The organism is Micromonospora sicca, from assembly GCF_003172935.1.
GTDB classification, from domain to species: Bacteria; Actinomycetota; Actinomycetes; order Mycobacteriales; family Micromonosporaceae; genus Micromonospora; species Micromonospora sicca.
Window position 1 is genome coordinate 1 of record NZ_QGKS01000279.1, and the last position, 15,499, is coordinate 15,499.

The 15,499-nt window shown below is 67.5% G+C and carries 14 protein-coding genes and 2 pseudogenes; 12 read left to right on the forward strand and 4 right to left on the reverse strand.

Going from position 1 to position 15,499, the window contains the following annotated elements; translation table 11 throughout:
* Positions 1–351: 351 nt before the first annotated feature.
* Together DKT69_RS22505 and DKT69_RS22510 are read right to left on the reverse strand one after the other, a co-directional pair.
* A complete protein-coding gene (locus DKT69_RS22505; protein WP_109803499.1) occupies positions 352–1,341 on the reverse strand; it encodes a tetratricopeptide repeat protein in 990 nt (329 codons plus the stop codon).
* Between the two features lie 226 nt (positions 1,342–1,567).
* Positions 1,568–2,956, reverse strand: a complete 1,389-nt coding sequence (locus DKT69_RS22510; protein WP_109803500.1) for an IS1380 family transposase — start codon at positions 2,954–2,956, stop codon at positions 1,568–1,570.
* A gap of 570 nt (positions 2,957–3,526) precedes the next feature.
* On the opposite strand from DKT69_RS22510, the gene DKT69_RS22515 reads away from it, so the two are divergent.
* The 6 genes from DKT69_RS22515 (at position 3,527) to DKT69_RS22540 (ending at position 8,583) form a co-directional block, all read left to right on the forward strand.
* Positions 3,527–4,708: a tellurite resistance TerB family protein gene (locus DKT69_RS22515; RefSeq protein WP_109803501.1), complete on the forward strand. Its 1,182-nt coding sequence runs from the start codon at positions 3,527–3,529 to the stop codon at positions 4,706–4,708.
* Positions 4,698–6,143: a hypothetical protein gene (locus DKT69_RS22520; RefSeq protein ID WP_109803502.1), complete on the forward strand. Its 1,446-nt coding sequence runs from the start codon at positions 4,698–4,700 to the stop codon at positions 6,141–6,143. Before DKT69_RS22515 ends, DKT69_RS22520 begins: the two co-directional genes overlap by 11 nt.
* A gap of 604 nt (positions 6,144–6,747) precedes the next feature.
* A complete protein-coding gene (locus tag DKT69_RS22525) occupies positions 6,748–7,050 on the forward strand; it encodes a transposase (protein WP_161557926.1) in 303 nt (100 codons plus the stop codon).
* Positions 7,047–7,694: an IS3 family transposase gene (locus DKT69_RS37865; RefSeq protein ID WP_146231179.1), complete on the forward strand. Its 648-nt coding sequence runs from the start codon at positions 7,047–7,049 to the stop codon at positions 7,692–7,694. The genes DKT69_RS22525 and DKT69_RS37865 overlap by 4 nt, the downstream gene beginning before the upstream one ends.
* The gene (locus DKT69_RS39105; protein WP_236648167.1) at positions 7,592–7,858 is read left to right on the forward strand and encodes a transposase; all 267 of its coding nucleotides are present in this window, start codon (positions 7,592–7,594) and stop codon (positions 7,856–7,858) included. Before DKT69_RS37865 ends, DKT69_RS39105 begins: the two co-directional genes overlap by 103 nt.
* Complete coding sequence (locus tag DKT69_RS22540) at positions 7,855–8,583, forward strand: IS3 family transposase (RefSeq protein WP_109803505.1); 729 nt, start codon at positions 7,855–7,857, stop codon at positions 8,581–8,583. Before DKT69_RS39105 ends, DKT69_RS22540 begins: the two co-directional genes overlap by 4 nt.
* Here the strand turns inward: DKT69_RS22540 and DKT69_RS22545 are convergent.
* On the reverse strand, positions 8,480–9,880 hold the full coding sequence (locus DKT69_RS22545) for an IS30 family transposase (protein WP_109803506.1): 1,401 nt from the start codon (positions 9,878–9,880) through the stop codon (positions 8,480–8,482). The genes DKT69_RS22540 and DKT69_RS22545 overlap by 104 nt on opposite strands.
* Before the next feature lie 49 nt (positions 9,881–9,929).
* On the opposite strand from DKT69_RS22545, the pseudogene DKT69_RS22550 reads away from it, so the two are divergent.
* The 3 genes and pseudogenes from DKT69_RS22550 to DKT69_RS22560 form a co-directional block, all read left to right on the forward strand.
* Positions 9,930–10,235: pseudogene (locus DKT69_RS22550) on the forward strand (integrase core domain-containing protein); the annotation flags it as partial.
* A 233-nt stretch (positions 10,236–10,468) separates the two neighbouring features.
* Positions 10,469–10,945, forward strand: a pseudogene (locus DKT69_RS41190) (5-oxoprolinase subunit C family protein); the annotation flags it as partial.
* Positions 10,945–11,370 (forward strand): VOC family protein, encoded by a 426-nt coding sequence (locus tag DKT69_RS22560; RefSeq protein ID WP_109803509.1) that lies wholly within the window; start codon positions 10,945–10,947, stop codon positions 11,368–11,370. The pseudogene DKT69_RS41190 and the gene DKT69_RS22560, both read left to right, overlap by 1 nt.
* A gap of 262 nt (positions 11,371–11,632) precedes the next feature.
* On the opposite strand, the gene DKT69_RS22565 is transcribed toward DKT69_RS22560, so the two are convergent.
* A complete protein-coding gene (locus tag DKT69_RS22565) occupies positions 11,633–12,370 on the reverse strand; it encodes a GntR family transcriptional regulator (RefSeq protein ID WP_109803510.1) in 738 nt (245 codons plus the stop codon).
* Positions 12,371–12,533: 163 nt separating this feature from the next.
* Between DKT69_RS22565 and DKT69_RS22570 the strand changes: the two genes are divergently transcribed.
* Genes DKT69_RS22570 through iolC form a run of 3 tightly spaced genes read left to right on the forward strand, consistent with a single transcriptional unit; the run spans position 12,534 to position 15,498 of the window.
* The gene (locus tag DKT69_RS22570; protein ID WP_109803511.1) at positions 12,534–13,547 is read left to right on the forward strand and encodes a Gfo/Idh/MocA family protein; all 1,014 of its coding nucleotides are present in this window, start codon (positions 12,534–12,536) and stop codon (positions 13,545–13,547) included.
* On the forward strand, positions 13,544–14,521 hold the full coding sequence (locus DKT69_RS22575) for a sugar phosphate isomerase/epimerase family protein (RefSeq protein WP_109803512.1): 978 nt from the start codon (positions 13,544–13,546) through the stop codon (positions 14,519–14,521). The genes DKT69_RS22570 and DKT69_RS22575 overlap by 4 nt, the downstream gene beginning before the upstream one ends.
* Positions 14,522–14,523: 2 nt before the next feature.
* Positions 14,524–15,498: a 5-dehydro-2-deoxygluconokinase gene (gene iolC, locus DKT69_RS22580; protein ID WP_109803513.1), complete on the forward strand. Its 975-nt coding sequence runs from the start codon at positions 14,524–14,526 to the stop codon at positions 15,496–15,498.
* The last annotated feature ends 1 nt before the right edge of the window (position 15,499 follow it).

Genomic DNA, 15,499 nt, shown 5'->3' on the forward strand with positions numbered 1-15,499 from the left:
ACGACCCACCACATCCGCCGCCATGACCCGTGATCAAAACGGTCAGGACCATCGGCGTCATCCCGCCACGCCGCAGACCCCCGGATACCCACCCAACACCATGATCAACTTAGGCTACGCGGCATTGGTCCTTGTCCCAGTCGCTCATCGGCAGCAGTCGCAGCACCGCGAACGCATTCGTCACGCCCAGGTACGCCAGTCGCAGCAGCACGGCAGTCCATCATGCCGCATCGATCACCAGCTACGCCCGGGCTCAGCGCCCAGCAACCGGGCCAACGTCTCCGACACCCACACACCGGTCCTCAACAGGGCGGATGGAGTTTTCGGCAGGGGCAGGGTCAGGACGACGGATCAGATAAGGCCCGGCCCAAGAAATCGTGAGCGCAGTTTTTCAGCCTCATCGTGCCGACCGAGTCGACGAAGGATGCCTACTAGCATGCTCTGTGCGGCGCCGGTACGGTAGCCGGCGAGCCCGTCGACGATACAGAGGACTCTGAAGGTGTCCCAATAGAGAGACACGGCCTCGTCGTGGTGGCCTAGCTCCAGCAAATCACCGGCGAGGAACCAGGCGTTGTCGAGGGTTTCGACGTGGCGGTCGCCGTGGATTCGGCGCCAGCTTGCGAGGGCTTCCTCGTGCAGCGCCCGGGCTCGCTCGTACAGGCCGAGTGTGAAGTAGTCGTTCGCCAGGTTGGTCAAGATGGTCAGACTGCTCGGGTGGTCGTCGCCAAGAGTGCGCTGGAAGCGGGGGAGACTGTCCTCGTCGAGGAACCGTGCCTTCTCGTAATACCCCAGTTTGTAAAGGTCGATCGCGAGGTAGCCGGCAGATCGCACAGTATCGAGATGATCTGCGCCGCGAAAACGGCGTAGCCGGGCGAGGCTGTCGTCGTCCAGTACGCGTAGCTCAAGGTCTCGATGTATGTCGGCGAGTAGGGTGGCCGCGTCGATCGCGACCAAGTCGTCGCGTCCGTGTCGTTTGACCCAGGCGCCGTGTAGCTCGCGCACCAGGTCGAGATTGGCCTCGGACCGGCCTCCAAATAGCGCGCGGATGGCGTCGAGAGTCATCCGGCGCAAACCGTCGTCGTCGGTTGTGGCCGGTTCGCACGCGAGGATGTGCGGTAGCAGTTCGGCCCAGCGCCGGTGATTTCGGGGTTCGGGCCGGGCAGCGACCAGGAGTTCGGCGACGGCGGTGCGGTGCGCATGGCTGCGCGGATCCGTGTCGCGCAGGATGGCGCACAACGTGTCGTGCAGCCGGTTGAGCATGCCGTCGCGGCCGGTGAACGCCGGGTTGCGGCGGGCCAGATTCCACACCGGCGGCAGCACGCCCGGGAACCGCGGCTGCACCGGCAGGACCTGCCCGGGCGGCGGAAATGGAGGCGGCTCAGCCGGCTTAGCCTTGATCCACCGACGCGGTTGGCGGCGATCACTGGTTGATCATTTTCGATATAGGGGTGAGTCGGCGGGTGTGTGGGAGCCGCCGATCGTTGGTCGGCTTGCTCCGGTCGTGTTTGTGCGATGAATGGGGATTGTGGCCTGTGGTCGGGCCGCCCGGTTCTGCTGGTGGGTGTGGTCAGCCGGGTGCGGTTTGGACGGCGGTGAACAGGTTGTCGAACGCTGCTTGCCAGGGCCAGTGGTCGGGTAGGTGCAGGTGGATGGTGCGGGCCCGGTGCGCGAGGCGGGCCGCGACGTTGATGATCCGGGTGCGGATCGTGGCGGGCCGGGCGGTGGCGTGGGCGCCTGCGGCCAGGTGCCCGGCGGTGCGGGTGAGGTTGTAGGCGATCGCGGCGCAGGTCAGCCAGGCGTCGTTGGCGCTGAATCGGCCGGAGGGCAGGTGGGCGAGCGGACCGGCGATCAGGTCGGCGTTGACCTGTTCGATGATCGCGTGTGCGCGGTGCTGGGCTTCGGCCTGCACGAGCGTGAACGGGCTGTCGGTGAACACGGCGTGATACCGGTAGGTCGGCAGCAGTTCGTCTTGGCCGGGGATCTGTGCCGGGTCGTCGCGGCGGATGCGGCGCACGATCAGCCGGGCGGTCACCTGGTGCCGGGTGCCGGCGAACGCGGTGTATGTGGTTTCGGCGATCTGCGCGTCGGAGATCCACCGCCCGGTGTCTTCGTCCCAGACGGCCTGCGGGTACTTGATGTCGACCCATTGGTCGTCGGTGATGCTGTCGCATGCGGCGCGGATCTTCGCGTCGATGCGGCAGGTGACCGAGAACCTGACGTTGCGGCGCCGGCACGTGGTGATCACGGCCTTGGCGTAGAACGCCGAGTCGGCCCGGACCACGATCTCCCCGGACGCGCCGCACGATCGGGCGGTGGTGATCGCTTCGGCGATCATGCTCGCCGCGCCGCGGGCCGAGCCGGCGTTACCCGAACGTAGCCTGGTCGCGGCGATCACCGGCGCCGACAGCGGTGTGGACAGCGTGGCGACCAGGGGGTTGTAGCCGCGTAGGTAGACGTTGTAGCCGCCGACCTTGGTGTGGCCGAACCCGATGCCCTGCTTCTGCTTGCCGTAGACACGGCGCAGCATCGAGTCGATGTCCACAAAGGTCAGCACGTCGGCGCCGGCAAGGATCGGTGCCCGGCTGGCCAGGCCGATCAGGGTGTCACGGGCGGCGGCCTGCAGCTGCCGTACGTGTCCGTGGGTGAACGTGCGCAGGAAGGCCCCGAGCGTCGACGGCGCGTACACACCGGTGAACAGCGAGCGCATGCCACCGTGCCGGGCGATGTCGAGGTCGTCGATGCTGTCCGCGCCGGCGAGCATCCCGGCCACGATCGTGGCGACCTTCCCGGCAGGGTTGGCGCCCTTGTCCGTCGGTAGCCGCACCCGGTCGGTGACCGCGTCGTGCAGCCGGGCCTGCTGAGCCAGACGCATCACCGGAACGAGGCCGGCACACGACACTAGATTCGGATCATCGAACGAGGCGCGCACCACCGGCGCGTCATGGCGTAATCTCACCTGCGAGGTGCCCTCTCGAGCGATAGAAGCGTGAGAACTCCTATCCTTCCAGCTCAGAGGGCACTTTCTATCTCCGGGGTCCCGCCGACCCGACATTCATCGGTGGATCGAGGCTGAGTGCCGGGCGTACGGAGAGCGCCCGCAGGCTCGCGGCGAAGGGGGTAGTGCTCATAGACCCAGTAGAGCGGCGCGGCGAGATCGTGTGGCCCCGCTAGTCAACGGGCGTCCTGCGGCCTGGTCCTGATCTGCCTATCGGCGTGGGAGACCTCGCGACAGCCGTCGGCCTCAACCTCTGCCCAGAAAAACCCCAATCTCGGATCAGCATCTGTGGATGCCGAGGGCGCTTCTCGGTGGTCAGATCGACCTTGTAACCGTGGCGCGATGGCACCTGCTACGACGCAGCGGTCCGACGATCCAGGCTCAAGGGGTGACACCCCATCCGCCCAGAGCCTCACCGACCCGCACCCAGCGACGCTGGCAACCGGACGGCTACGACTACGGGTCGCCGGGAGGATGTCGCCTTGTCGGTGGCTACAGATAGCCTCGCGCCAAAGACGTGAAAGGGATGCGATGGACCTTCGTGCAGTTGGGCTTGGACGGCTGAAGGGCGTTGCTGACGCCGCTGGACGGATGGTTGCCGACAGCACGAGCGCCGCGTGGCAGCGTGTCGCTGATGCTGCTGGCGATGCCCAGGAGATTGTGAAGCAGTCCGCCGAGCAGGTGCAGGCGAAGGTCGAAGATGTGAAGGACGGCCTGTCGGCGTGGTCGTCCCGCAATCCCGCTAATTTCGGCGACTTGTCCGCGCTCAGCGTTGACGGGAAGTTGCTCTATTGCCGGGTGTTGGTGAGCTTGGCGCTGGTCGACGGCCTCCTCGATCCTCGGGAGATCGCGAATCTGTACTTGTTCGCATCGACGATTGGTCTCGACGGCGAGGCGCGCGCGGAGTTGCGCAGGGAAATCACTGGGGCGCAACGGGATGCAGCGAGCGACGCAGGGGTGCCCGACGCCACGGTGGAGCTGTCCAGGGAATTGCACGACCTCCTCGAGGAGGATCAGCGCGAGCCGGTGTTCACGGTGCTGGTGCGCGATCTGGTGCGGATTTCGCGTGCTGACAGGCATGCTGCGGACGCCGAGCGTGAGCGAATCGTGCTGGTCGCAGGACTCGTGTTCGCCGAGTCAGCTGACAAGGTCGTGGAGGCGACCGAACGGTTCGTGATTACGGAAGAGGACTTCGCTTCCGGCAAGATCACGACCAGCCAGTTGGAGACCACCACCAAGGACATTGCTGCCAAGGCGGCTGCGTTCGGTGCCCCGATCGCCGCGATCAGTCTTGCTGGCAGCGTCTCCGGTCTCAGCGGGGCGGGAATCACCTCGGGTTTGGCGGCCTTGGGGTTCGGCGGCTTGCTGGGCTTGAGCGCGATGGCCACCGGGATCGGCACCGTGGTGATTCTCGGGGTCGCGGTCCATCAGGGGGCGCGTTGGGTGCTGGCCACCAACGAGCGTGAACGAGAGAATCGGCGGGAGCATCTGATTCAGCAAGTCATCAAGAATCACCAGCAGGCGATGGCCGAGCTCACCGACGACATCGCGGGGCTCGGTCACCGGATGGAGGCCTACCTCACCCAGACCACGAGGAACGAGGAGCGACTCGCCACGCTCAGGGATGAGTTGGCCGCCTTTCAGCTGGCCCTGGTGAATCTGCAGAACAGTCAGGAGGCCTTCGAACGGCGGGAGCCGCTCAGTGTCGGGTGACCAGCTTTCGGCTGCTGCCGCGGTCCTGGCTTACCAGGCCGTCACGCTGACCGAACTGCGGGGCCTGTTCGACCAGGTGGAATTCGACCTCAAGGATGTCCTCGAACGCGAACTTCGCGTCACCGACACCTTGGACTCGGTCGAGTCCGAGTTCGACGCGGTGCGCGCCCGTCTCCAAGCAATGGGCGTCCTCGTACCAGCTCAAGAGTCCCAGTCGAGCGCAGTGGCCACCGTGAGTGTCGAGACATCGAGCTACCGCCGTTACGCCGTGCCCATCGTCCCGACTGATGGCGACTTCGATCAGCTCGTCAGGCTTGCCGAAGCCCGGTTGGATCTGTTGGGTATCGATCTGACCCGGGACCCGCTTCAGCAGGTTCTTCCCGCCGGCCAGATAGCTCGCAGCCTGCGCAGCTACGCCGAGGAACATGGCGACGTCAGCTGGGACGAGACCGACTGGACGGTCGTCCTGGTTGCCGGAGTCCTCGCGACCCTCCTTGACGTCATCCTCGTCCGCATCCCCCAGGATTCCACCTTCCTAGGCAAAAAGCAGACGGGATCGCCCCTCACCAAGTGGCTCCAGGACAAGGATCGGGCTCAAGACATCCATGCCCGATTCTTCAAGAGGTTCGAGAAGCTGGCCAAAGTGCCCTTTGACGCCTCCACCACGTGGGCCACCGGGGGCCTGGTCAGCGGCATGTCGCCGGATACCCATCGGCTCCAGAGCCTCGGCCACGATCCGGCCCTGGGTTTCCTCTTCGGCGTGGCAGATCTCATGCACGGCACCGGCACCTACATCGACAAGGCAGGGCAACTGGTCCAGGTCGCCACCGACTACGACCCGGTCGACCTGATCACCGCGCTCATCACCCAGGTGCGCCATCTGCTCTCGGACGTCTACACTCCTGCCGGCCTGCAGCCCCCGTTCTTCAGCCTGCTTCAGCTCGGACAGGTTGGTTCCCCGTTCGCATTGGACCCCTCCGGTGTCAAGGTGCCCTGGACCGAGGTCGCCCGCTACATGTATATGAACGGCTACGACCTGCGCCATTTCTTCACGATGGGCATCCCTCCTGGCGTCGTGTCCGCGATCATCCGCGGGTACTGGCTTCTCAAGAGCTATGCCACCGGTGGTACGGCAGCGCAACGGAAGCTGGAGCATGCCAAACTCACCTCCATGCTGCTGCTCGGGCACTCCATCGCCACCTCAGGCACGCTTCTCAAGACCGGGCTGGTGTTTGGCATGAACCCGGCCGCCCTCAACTACAACCAGATTCTGGCCATGGGGCCCGCCACCATCGCCTGGTTCAAAGAAGCCGTTGCCCGCGACCATCGAATAAATGAAGCCCTGGAGAAGGAATGGGAATTGCTCCTCGCCGAATCGGAGGGGCAATCGTGGCCAGCGAGCCGAGCCACGAGCCTGGGCAGACTGTCGATCTGACTGTCTTTACATCGGCTTTCATCTAGGGAATCCCGCGCAGGTCCAGGCGGCCGGGATTCCTCGTCTTCGACCGATTGCTTATAGCGAAAGTCGTTACGAGGGCTGGGAGGAGGTTGCGTCCCTTTCCGAGGCGGCGAGAAGTTCCTCCGAGACGACTTCGACTACGGCAACGACTGATCGTTTCGCCCGCCCCAGGCGATTCCCGCTGCCCGATGGCCCATCTGCGCTATCACCTCGACAGCCATCGGGCGGTCGGGCGGGCCACGGGACCGTGGCGCGGTATCCGGCGAGCGCCTCGCTGCGGACACGGCCAAGCCGGTGTTGGGGTCGCGCCTCTGGCCGGCGCTCAGCAAGGGCATCAACTAACACCCGCTGAGAGAGTTGACCCTGGTTGGTGAAGCCGGCTGAGGTGCGGCGAGCAAGGCTGTGGGCATTCGGAGTGCTCGACCAGCGCATAAGGGGACCCCAGCGGGTGGCCGCTGGGGTCCTGCTTGCTGGGCTGTTTGTCATTCGCGCCTACGGAACTGGGCCTGACCCGCTTTGACGGACATCTGAGATCAGGAGCCTGGTGGGCTCCGGGAGGATGTCCAGCATCATGGAGAGCATGGGGAAGAAGCGGCCTCGGCCTCGCCGGTCTGCCACGCCGGAGTTCAAGGCGGAGATCGTGGAGTTGTGCCGGCGTGGGGACCGCACGGTCGGGCAGGTGTCGAAGGATTTCGACCTGACCGAGACCGCCGTGCGGGAGTGGGTGAAGCAGGCTGAGCTCGACGCCGGGACGCGCAGTGACGGGTTGACCAGCGACGAGCGGGAGGAGTTGGCGCAGCTGCGGCGGGAGAACCGCCGGCTGCGCGAGGATGTCGAGATCCTCAAGCGGGCAACGGCTTTCTTCGCGAAGGAGACCCGGTGAACGTGTACCCGTTCATCGAGGCGGAGCAGGTCGGCCGGCGCAACGTCAAGCGTGCGTGCGAGCTGTTGAAGGTCTCCCGGTCCGCCTACTATCAGCACACCCGTGGCGAGCAGTCGCAGCGCGAGCGCGTCGACCAGGCGCTGACCGAGCAGATCACCGCGGTGCATCAGGTGTCGAAGGGCACTTACGGCGCGCCACGAGTGCATGCCGAACTCGCCGCGCGAGGGCACCGGCACGGCCGTAAACGCGTGGCCCGGCTGATGCGTGCCGTCGGGATCCGCGGCAAGTGCCCGCGCCGATGGCGCACCACCACCGTTGCGGATCCGGCCGCCGAGGCGCGTCCTGACCTGGTCAACCGTGACTTCGGCACCGACCCGGCCGCGATCGACACCCGCTGGTGCGGTGACATCACCTACATCAACACGTGGGAGGGCTGGTTGTTCCGCACCGGGTTTGATGGAGACATCGAAACCCGGGAGGAACACCAGCGATGCCCGCACCAAAGAAGTACAACGATGAGCTGCGTGAGCGTGCGACGCGGTTGGCCGTCGAGGCCCGTCGGGATCCGGCGTCCGCGGTCGGGGCGATCCGGCGGATCGCTGGTCAGCTCGGGGTTCATCCGGAGGCGTTGCGCACGTGGGTGAAGAAGGCCGAGACCGACGGCGGTGACCGGCCGGGCACCACCAGCAGCGACGCGGAACGCCTCGCCGCGTTGGAACGGGAGGTGCGTGAGCTGCGGCGGGCGAACCAGATCCTGAAGTCCGCGGCGTCTTTCTTCGCGGCGGAGTTGGACCGTCCGTCGCGATGAAGGTCGAGTTCGTCGACTCCCAGCGGGAGCGACACGGTGTCCAGCCGGTCCTGCAGGCGCTCGAAGACACGCCGGCACAGATCGCACCGTCGACCTACTACGCCGCCAAGACCCGTCCCGCCAGCGCCCGCTCGCGACGCGATGAGGAGCTGACCGCGGTGATCGAGCGGATCCACGCGGAGAACTACGGCGTCTACGGGGCCCGCAAGATCTGGCACGAGCTGCACCGCCGTGGTGTTCGGGTGGCCCGGTGCACCGTCGAGCGGCTGATGCGTGAGTCCGGGCTGCGTGGGCTGCTGCGCGACAAGTCACCGCGCACGACCCGGCCGGCGGCCGAGACCAGCCGCCCTGCTGACCTGGTCAAACGGGACTTCACCGCAGCCGGCCCGAACCAGCTGTGGGTCGCCGACCTGACCTACGTGCGCACCAGCGTGGGCTGGGTGTACGCCGCGTTCGTCCTCGACGTGCACTCCCGCATGATCGTCGGCTGGCAGGTGTCCACGTCGCTCTACACCGACCTGGCTCTCGACGCGTTGAAGATGGCGATCTGGCGCCGCGAGAATCAAGGCGCTGACCTGGGCGGACTCGTTCATCATTCCGACCGGGGAGTCCAGGGCGGATTCAACCGGTGGTCGCAACACCGGGTTGCTGGAGCGATCGTAGGTGTTCGTCAAGGACTTCGGCTGGGGTCTTCCAGCCGAGAGTTTTCGGGGGCCGGCTGTTGAGCGCATGGGCGACGGCGTTGATCTCGTCGGCGCTCCATCGAGACAGGTCGGTGCCTTTCGGAAAGTACTGCCGCAGCAGCCCGTTGGTGTTCTCGTTGGTGCCGCGTTGCCAGGGGCTGTGCGGGTCGGCGAAGAACACCGGGACGCCGGTCTCGACCGTGAAGCGTGCGTGCGCAGACAACTCCTTGCCGCGGTCCCACGTCAGCGACCGGCGCAGCTGCTCGGGCAGTTGAGTGATCGTCTCGGCGAGGGCTTTGCTCATCGTGATCGCCCCATAGCCGGCGAGAGCAGGACCGTTCTTCGTCCGCGGGATCACACCCCAGCCGGCCTCACGAGGCAGGTGGACCAGCATCGTGAACCTCGTGGTCCGCTCGACCAGTGTCCCGATCGCGGAGCGCTGCAACCCGATGATCAGATCCCCTTCCCAGTGCCCGGGGACGGCACGGTCGGTGACTTCAGCGGGCCGTTCACTGATCAGCGTGTCACTCGTGACGTGCGCCCATGCGCGTTGCTTCGCGTGGGCTCGGGGAACGCGAAGCGCCCGACCGGTCCGCAAGCAGGCGACGAGCTCGCGCTTGAGGGCGCCACGGCTCTGGACATAGAGCGCCTGGTAGATCGCCTCATGGCTGATGCGCATGGACTCATCCTCCGGGAACTCGGCCCTGAGCCTGCGGGAGATCTGCTCCGGGCTCCACCCGGTCGTCCATGCCCGATCGGCCCGGTGGGGTTTGTTCCGGCCCTTCCACTGCGGGCCCTGCGGGCCGGTGACCGGCCGGCCATCCGCTGTCTGGATCGCACCCGCAAGCCGCTGCTGGACGTACTGCCGGAGCCGCTCATTGGCCAGCAGCTTCGCTGTCTTCGGCCGCCGGGCTCGACGTTCCGCATGCCACTGCGCGGTCGAAGCCTTGTAGTCCAACCGGTACGTCCTGGTCGAGGCGTTGCGCCGCAACTCCCGCGAGATCGTCGACGGGTCTCGGCCGAGCCGGCGTGCGATCTCCCGAACGCCCAGGCCCTGCGCCCGCGACAGCGCGATGTCCTCTCGTTCGCTGAACGACAAATAGCGGCCCGACACCGTCGGCGGCAACGCAGGATTCACGCCGCCAGCGTGCCGGAACCAGCGGAACCCCACCGGCGAGGACACGCCAGCCGCCGCGGCCGCGTCCTCGGTCATCACACCCGATCGGATCGCAGCCCAGAACTTGACCCGGTCCTCACGCCACGCCACCGTCGGCCGTCCCGGCGAGGGGATTTGACCCCGATACTCCCGAACCTGCTTCTGCCTCGGCCCACTGCCCATCGCTCCACCTCTCTCCGACAAGGTGTTGCGACGACCGGTTGAATCCGCCCAGTATCGAGCGATTCGCTACAGCCAGCGGCTGGCCGAGGCTGGCGGCGTCGCCTCCGTCGGGTCCAAGGGCGACTCGTACGACAACGCGATGGCCGAGGCGTTCAACTCCCTGTACAAGGCCGAACTCGTGCGCAACAAGGGCCCGTGGCGCGGACTCGACGACCTGGAGATGGCCACCGTCGAATACATCGACTGGTACAACAACCGCCGCTTGCACGGCGAGCTCGGGCACATCCCACCCGCCGAACACGAGGCACTACACGCGATGACCCAGCCGGTCACCGCACCCCTGAAAACCAGCTAACCAACTCTCCATCAAACCCGGGGCTTGACAGCTGGTACAACACCCGCCGCCGGCACTCCAGCCTCGGCTACCTCAGCCCCGCCGAGTATGAAGCCGGCGCGATTAACCCGCTACCAGCCAGCAAGGTAGCGTGAGATCAACCCACCGACCCTGTCCGTCGAAACGGGTCAAGCCCAGATCACACCACATCGGGGTGCCCTTCCGGGCAACGGGACGCATGGGTAGAGCGCACGTCTGCGGCACCTCAGGAGGTGACGGTGCGGGTGCTGCTTGGCCCCCGCACCGACTGGTTCACCGCGACGCGCCCCGGGATCCTCGCCACCGGTCGCTGCGTGGTCACCACGTTGCGCAGCCGGGTCGGGATTCGGCTGGACGGCTCCGCCCTGCTCCGCCGGATTTCGGCGGAACGGCGTAGCGAGGGCGTCGTCCTCGGTGCCGTACAGGTCCCGGCCGCCGGCACGCCGGTGATCTTCCTCGCCGACCATCCCGCCATGGGCGGCTATTCGGTGATCGGGGTGGTGCACCCGGATGACCTGCCGCTGGCGCCTAGGCCCGGGCACACCGGTGCGGTTCAGCCTTGTGCATTCCGGTTCCACCCTGTGTATAAGGAAGGGCCACGCCTCACTGTGGTTGGGGGAGGGCCGCTGCTACACCCTCCAAGCAAGGGGAGCGTCCGAACGGGCGCGCCGGTTACGAGAAGGAGCAGATGATGACGACCCGTCCCGGGTTCCACCTCGCGATTCCGGTTGATGATCTGGCGCGGGCCCGCGCCTTCTACGGCGGCGTACTCGGGCTCGCCGAGGGGCGCTCGGCCGACGCCTGGGTCGACTGGAACTTCTACGGCCACCAGGTGGTGACCCACGTCGTACCGGCGGCGCGGGAGGCTGACGCGGGCCGCAACCCCGTCGACGGGCACGACGTACCGGTGCCGCACTTCGGACTCATCCTGTCGATCGACGACTTCCACACCCTGGCGGACCGGATTCGCGCCGCCGGCACCGAGTTCGTCATCGAGCCGTACCTGCGGTTCGCCCGCGAGCCGGGGGAGCAGTGGACGATGTTCCTCCGCGATCCAGCCGGCAATGCCATGGAGTTCAAGGCGTTCCGGGACGAGTCGCAGATCTTCGCCAAATAGTGGCGGGTCTGCGGAGACGCCGACCGCGGGCAGGTCGACGTCCTAAGTGCTCACCTGGCCGGGAAGGCGACGAGCTGCCTGACCTGCGGTGATATGGGCGAGTGACCGGGGGTGATCCCGAGAGAAGGCAGAAGCGGTCGGGCTGCGCTGCTCCCTGTAAGGCTGGAAGCATCCTGTCCGGAAAACCGGGGGAGGCTCAGTGCTTGTAGATCATCGCTGCCTAGGGGCGGCCGGTCGACCCGGCCATGGGCGTCGTCCCGCGTCACCGCTCGTCGATCATGACCTCGATGCTGTAGTCCTGAGCTCGGTAGCAGTGGTCGCCGTACTCCACCGGGTTGCCTGCCGAGTCGAACGCGCTGCGCGTCATGGTGAGCACGGGCTCGGACGGCTTCAGCCCAAGGTGCCGCCGTTCGGCCGCGATCGGCGTGCGTGCCCCGATCGTCTGGTGCGCGACGACCGGCCGCACGCCACGATCGCGTAGCAGGGCGTACAGGCCCTGCGCCTCGAGCTGCTCCCGGGTGATGTCGGCGCACGACGGTGGTAGCCAGTTGCGCAGGATGGCCAGCGGGCGGTTGTCGGAGAACCGCAGGCGGACGATCGAGAGCAGTTCGGCGTCGGCGGGCAGATCGAGCGCCGCCGCCACGCGCTTGTCCCGCACCAGTTCATGCTGGAGAACGGTGGTCGTGGGTCGGCCCGCGTCGCGCTTGAGGTCGTCGTAGAGGCTGGTGAGTTCGGCGCGCCGGTGCACCTTGCGGTTGGCGACCGTGGTGCCGAGTCCGCGCCGGCGCAGCAGCAGGCCCTGGCTGACCAGTTCCTGGATGGCCCGACGCACCGTCGGCCGTGACAGGTTGAGTCGCTCGGCAAGCGCGATCTCGTTCTCGAATGGATCGCCGGGCTGCAGCTGACCACTGCGGATCGCGGCGCAGAGCTGCTCCGCGAGCTGGTGGTACAGGGGCACCGGAGAGGACCGGTCGATCGTCACGCCCAATCGGATGGCCATGGCCGGCACTCTACTCCGAAAGCCGAGTTTGACGTTACGTGAAGATGTCAGGACAAAGTCTTGACGAGACATTGACGTTACGGGCACGCTACATCCCACGGCCAGCGGCGGGAACCAGCTGCCCGCAACGGCAGCCACCGAAGTCGTGGATTGGATGATTCATATGCGCATCGGGCTCGCGGGTGTGGGGAGGATCGGGGTCTTCCATGCCCGGACCCTGGTAGGCCTCGACTTTGTCGACGAGCTCGTGGTGACCGACAGCAACGTGGAGGCTGCCCGGGCCCTCGCCGAGGAGCTCGGTGTGGAGGTGGTCGCGGATTCCGAGGCGCTGCTCGCCTCGGGCGTCGACGGTTTCGTGATCGCGACGGCCACCCCCGGGCACGCCCCGCTGCTGTGGCAGGGGATCGCCGCCGGGGTGCCGACCTTCTGCGAGAAGCCCGTCGCGGCCACCCTCGACGAGACCATCGCGCTGACCGACCTCGTCGCGGCCAGCGGAGTGCCGGTGCACATCGGCTTCCAGCGACGCTTCGACGTCGGCTACCAGCGTGCGCGGCGCGCGGTGGAGTCCGGCGAGCTGGGTTTCATTCACACCATCCGGGCCAACACCCACGACCAGTCGCCGCCGCACCCGTCATACATCCCGACCTCCGGCGGGATCTTCCGCGACTGCAACGTGCACGACTTTGACATTCTCCGGTTCGTCACCGGGCAGGAGGTGGCCTCCGTCTATGCGACGGGTGCGAACAAGGGGGCCGACTTCTTCTCCGAGGCCGGGGACGTGGACACCGGCGCCGCCCTGCTGACTCTGGACGACGGGACGATTGTCCTCGTCTCTGCGACCCGCTACAACGGCGGCGGCCACGACGTGCGCATGGAGGTGTTCGGCGAGAAGGGCACGCTCGCGGTCGGGCTGGACCACTCGCTGGCGATGGGGTCCGCCGAGGAGGGGGTCGACTTTCCCCGGGGCCCCCGGAAGTGGTCCTTCATGGAGCGCTTTCTTCCGGCGTACCAGGCCGAGCTCACCGCCTTCGCGGACGTCGCCCGCGGCGAGCGGCCCTCGCCCTGCACGGTCCGTGACGCACTCGAGGCCTTCCGTGTCGCTGAGGCCTGCGAGCTGTCCCGGGCGGAGCGCCGGCCCGTCGCGCTCTCCGAGATCAAGGGAAATCTGAGGCCATGACCGCTGTCAGCGCGGAACCCACGCCGCCAGCAGCCGGCCGCAGCCCGGTGTCCGACCGCATCGCCGGGGCGCCAATCTCGTGGGGCGTCTGCGAGGTTCCTGGCTGGAGCTACCAGCTGGAACCTGCCGTCGTGCTGCGCCAGATGCGCGAACTCGGTCTGGCCGCCACCGAGTTCGGACCGGAGGGCTTCCTGCCTGACGAGCCCGCGGCCAAAGCCGCGACCCTGGGCGGGTACGGCCTGAAGGCGGTGGGGCAGTTCGTCCCCGTCGTCCTGCACGACCCGGGCCACGACCCGCTACCGGAGGTCGAACGCGCGATGGCCGGTCTGGTCGCAGCCGGCGCATCTACGGTGGTCATCGCCGCTGCAACGGGTCAGGAGGGCTACGACGAGCGCCCGGTCCTCGACGAGTCCGGCTGGTCGACCCTCCTGGGCAACCTTGACCGCATCACCGAGGCCGCATCCGCCCGCGGACTCGTCTCCACCCTGCACCCGCATGTCGGCACGATGGTCGAGAGCGGCGAGGAGACCGCCCGGGTGCTCGCCGGGAGCCGCATCGGCCTGTGCCTCGACACCGGGCACCTGCACATCGGCGGCGGCGACCCGGTCGCGGTGGCGCAGCAGAACCCGAGGCGGATCGCGCACGCCCATCTCAAGGACGTCCGGATCGGCTGGGCCCGGCGCGTGCAGTCCGGCGAGGTGAGCTACACCGAAGCCGTGGCCGGTGGCATGTACGTCCCGCTCGGTCAGGGTGACGTCGATGTCAAGGCGATCGTGACGGCCCTTGAGGACAGCGGGTACGCGGGATGGTACGTCCTCGAGCAGGACTGCATCCTGGCCGGCGCGCCGGCCACCGGGTCCGCGGGACCGGACCCGGTGGCCGACGTACGGGCGAGCATCGAGCACCTGCTCGCCGTGGCTGGCGAACCGGCCGTGGCGGGACCCGTGGCGGGACCGAGCGCGGCGGAGGCCTGACGATGGTGGCGGCCGCAGGCGACACGGCGGGGTACGACCTGGTGACGATGGGTCGGTGCGGGGTGGACATCTACCCGCTCGACCACGGTGTGGGCCTCGAGGACGTCAAGCGCTTCGAGAAGTTTCTGGGCGGGAGCGCCACCAACGTAGCCGTGGCCGCGGCGCGGCACGGACGGCGGGCGGCGCTCATCACGCGTACCGGCCGCGATCCGTTCGGTCGCTACATCCACCGCGAGCTGCGTGACTTCGGCGTCGACGACGGGTTCGTCGCCGAGGTCGACGGCCTCCCGACGCCGGTCACCTTCTGCGAGATCTTCCCCCCGGACGACTTCCCGCTGTACTTCTACCGCTATCCGATCGCCCCGGACCTGATGATCGAGGCGGAGGAACTCCCGCTAGACGCGATCCGCGCGGCCCGGGTCTTCTGGGCCACCGTCACCGGGCTGTCCCAGGAGCCGTCGCGCTCAGCGCACCTCGCCGCGTGGCAGGCCCGCGGCCGCCGGTCGCACACCGTCCTCGACCTCGACTACCGGCCGATGTTCTGGCCGCACCCGGCCGAGGCCGGCGGCCAGGTCGCCAAGGCACTGGAGCACGTCACCGTCGCGGTCGGAAACCGCGAGGAATGCGAGGTCGCGGTCGGCGAGACCGAACCTCAGCGCGCGGCGGACGCCCTGCTCGAGCGCGGGGTGGAGCTCGCCATCGTCAAGCAGGGCCCCAAGGGAGTCCTGGCCGCGACCGCCGACGAGCGCGTCGAAGTACCGCCGTTCCCCGTGACGGTCGTCAACGGCCTCGGCGCGGGTGACGCCTTCGGCGGTGCGCTGGTCCACGGCCTGCTCAACGGGTGGGGGCTGCGCCGCATCCTGCGGTTCGCCAACGTGGCCGGGGCCATCGTCGCTTCCCGGCTCGAGTGCTCCAGTGCCATGCCGACCACGGCCGAGGTCGAGGCCGTCCTAGCCGCCAGGGGACAGGAGGGGTGAT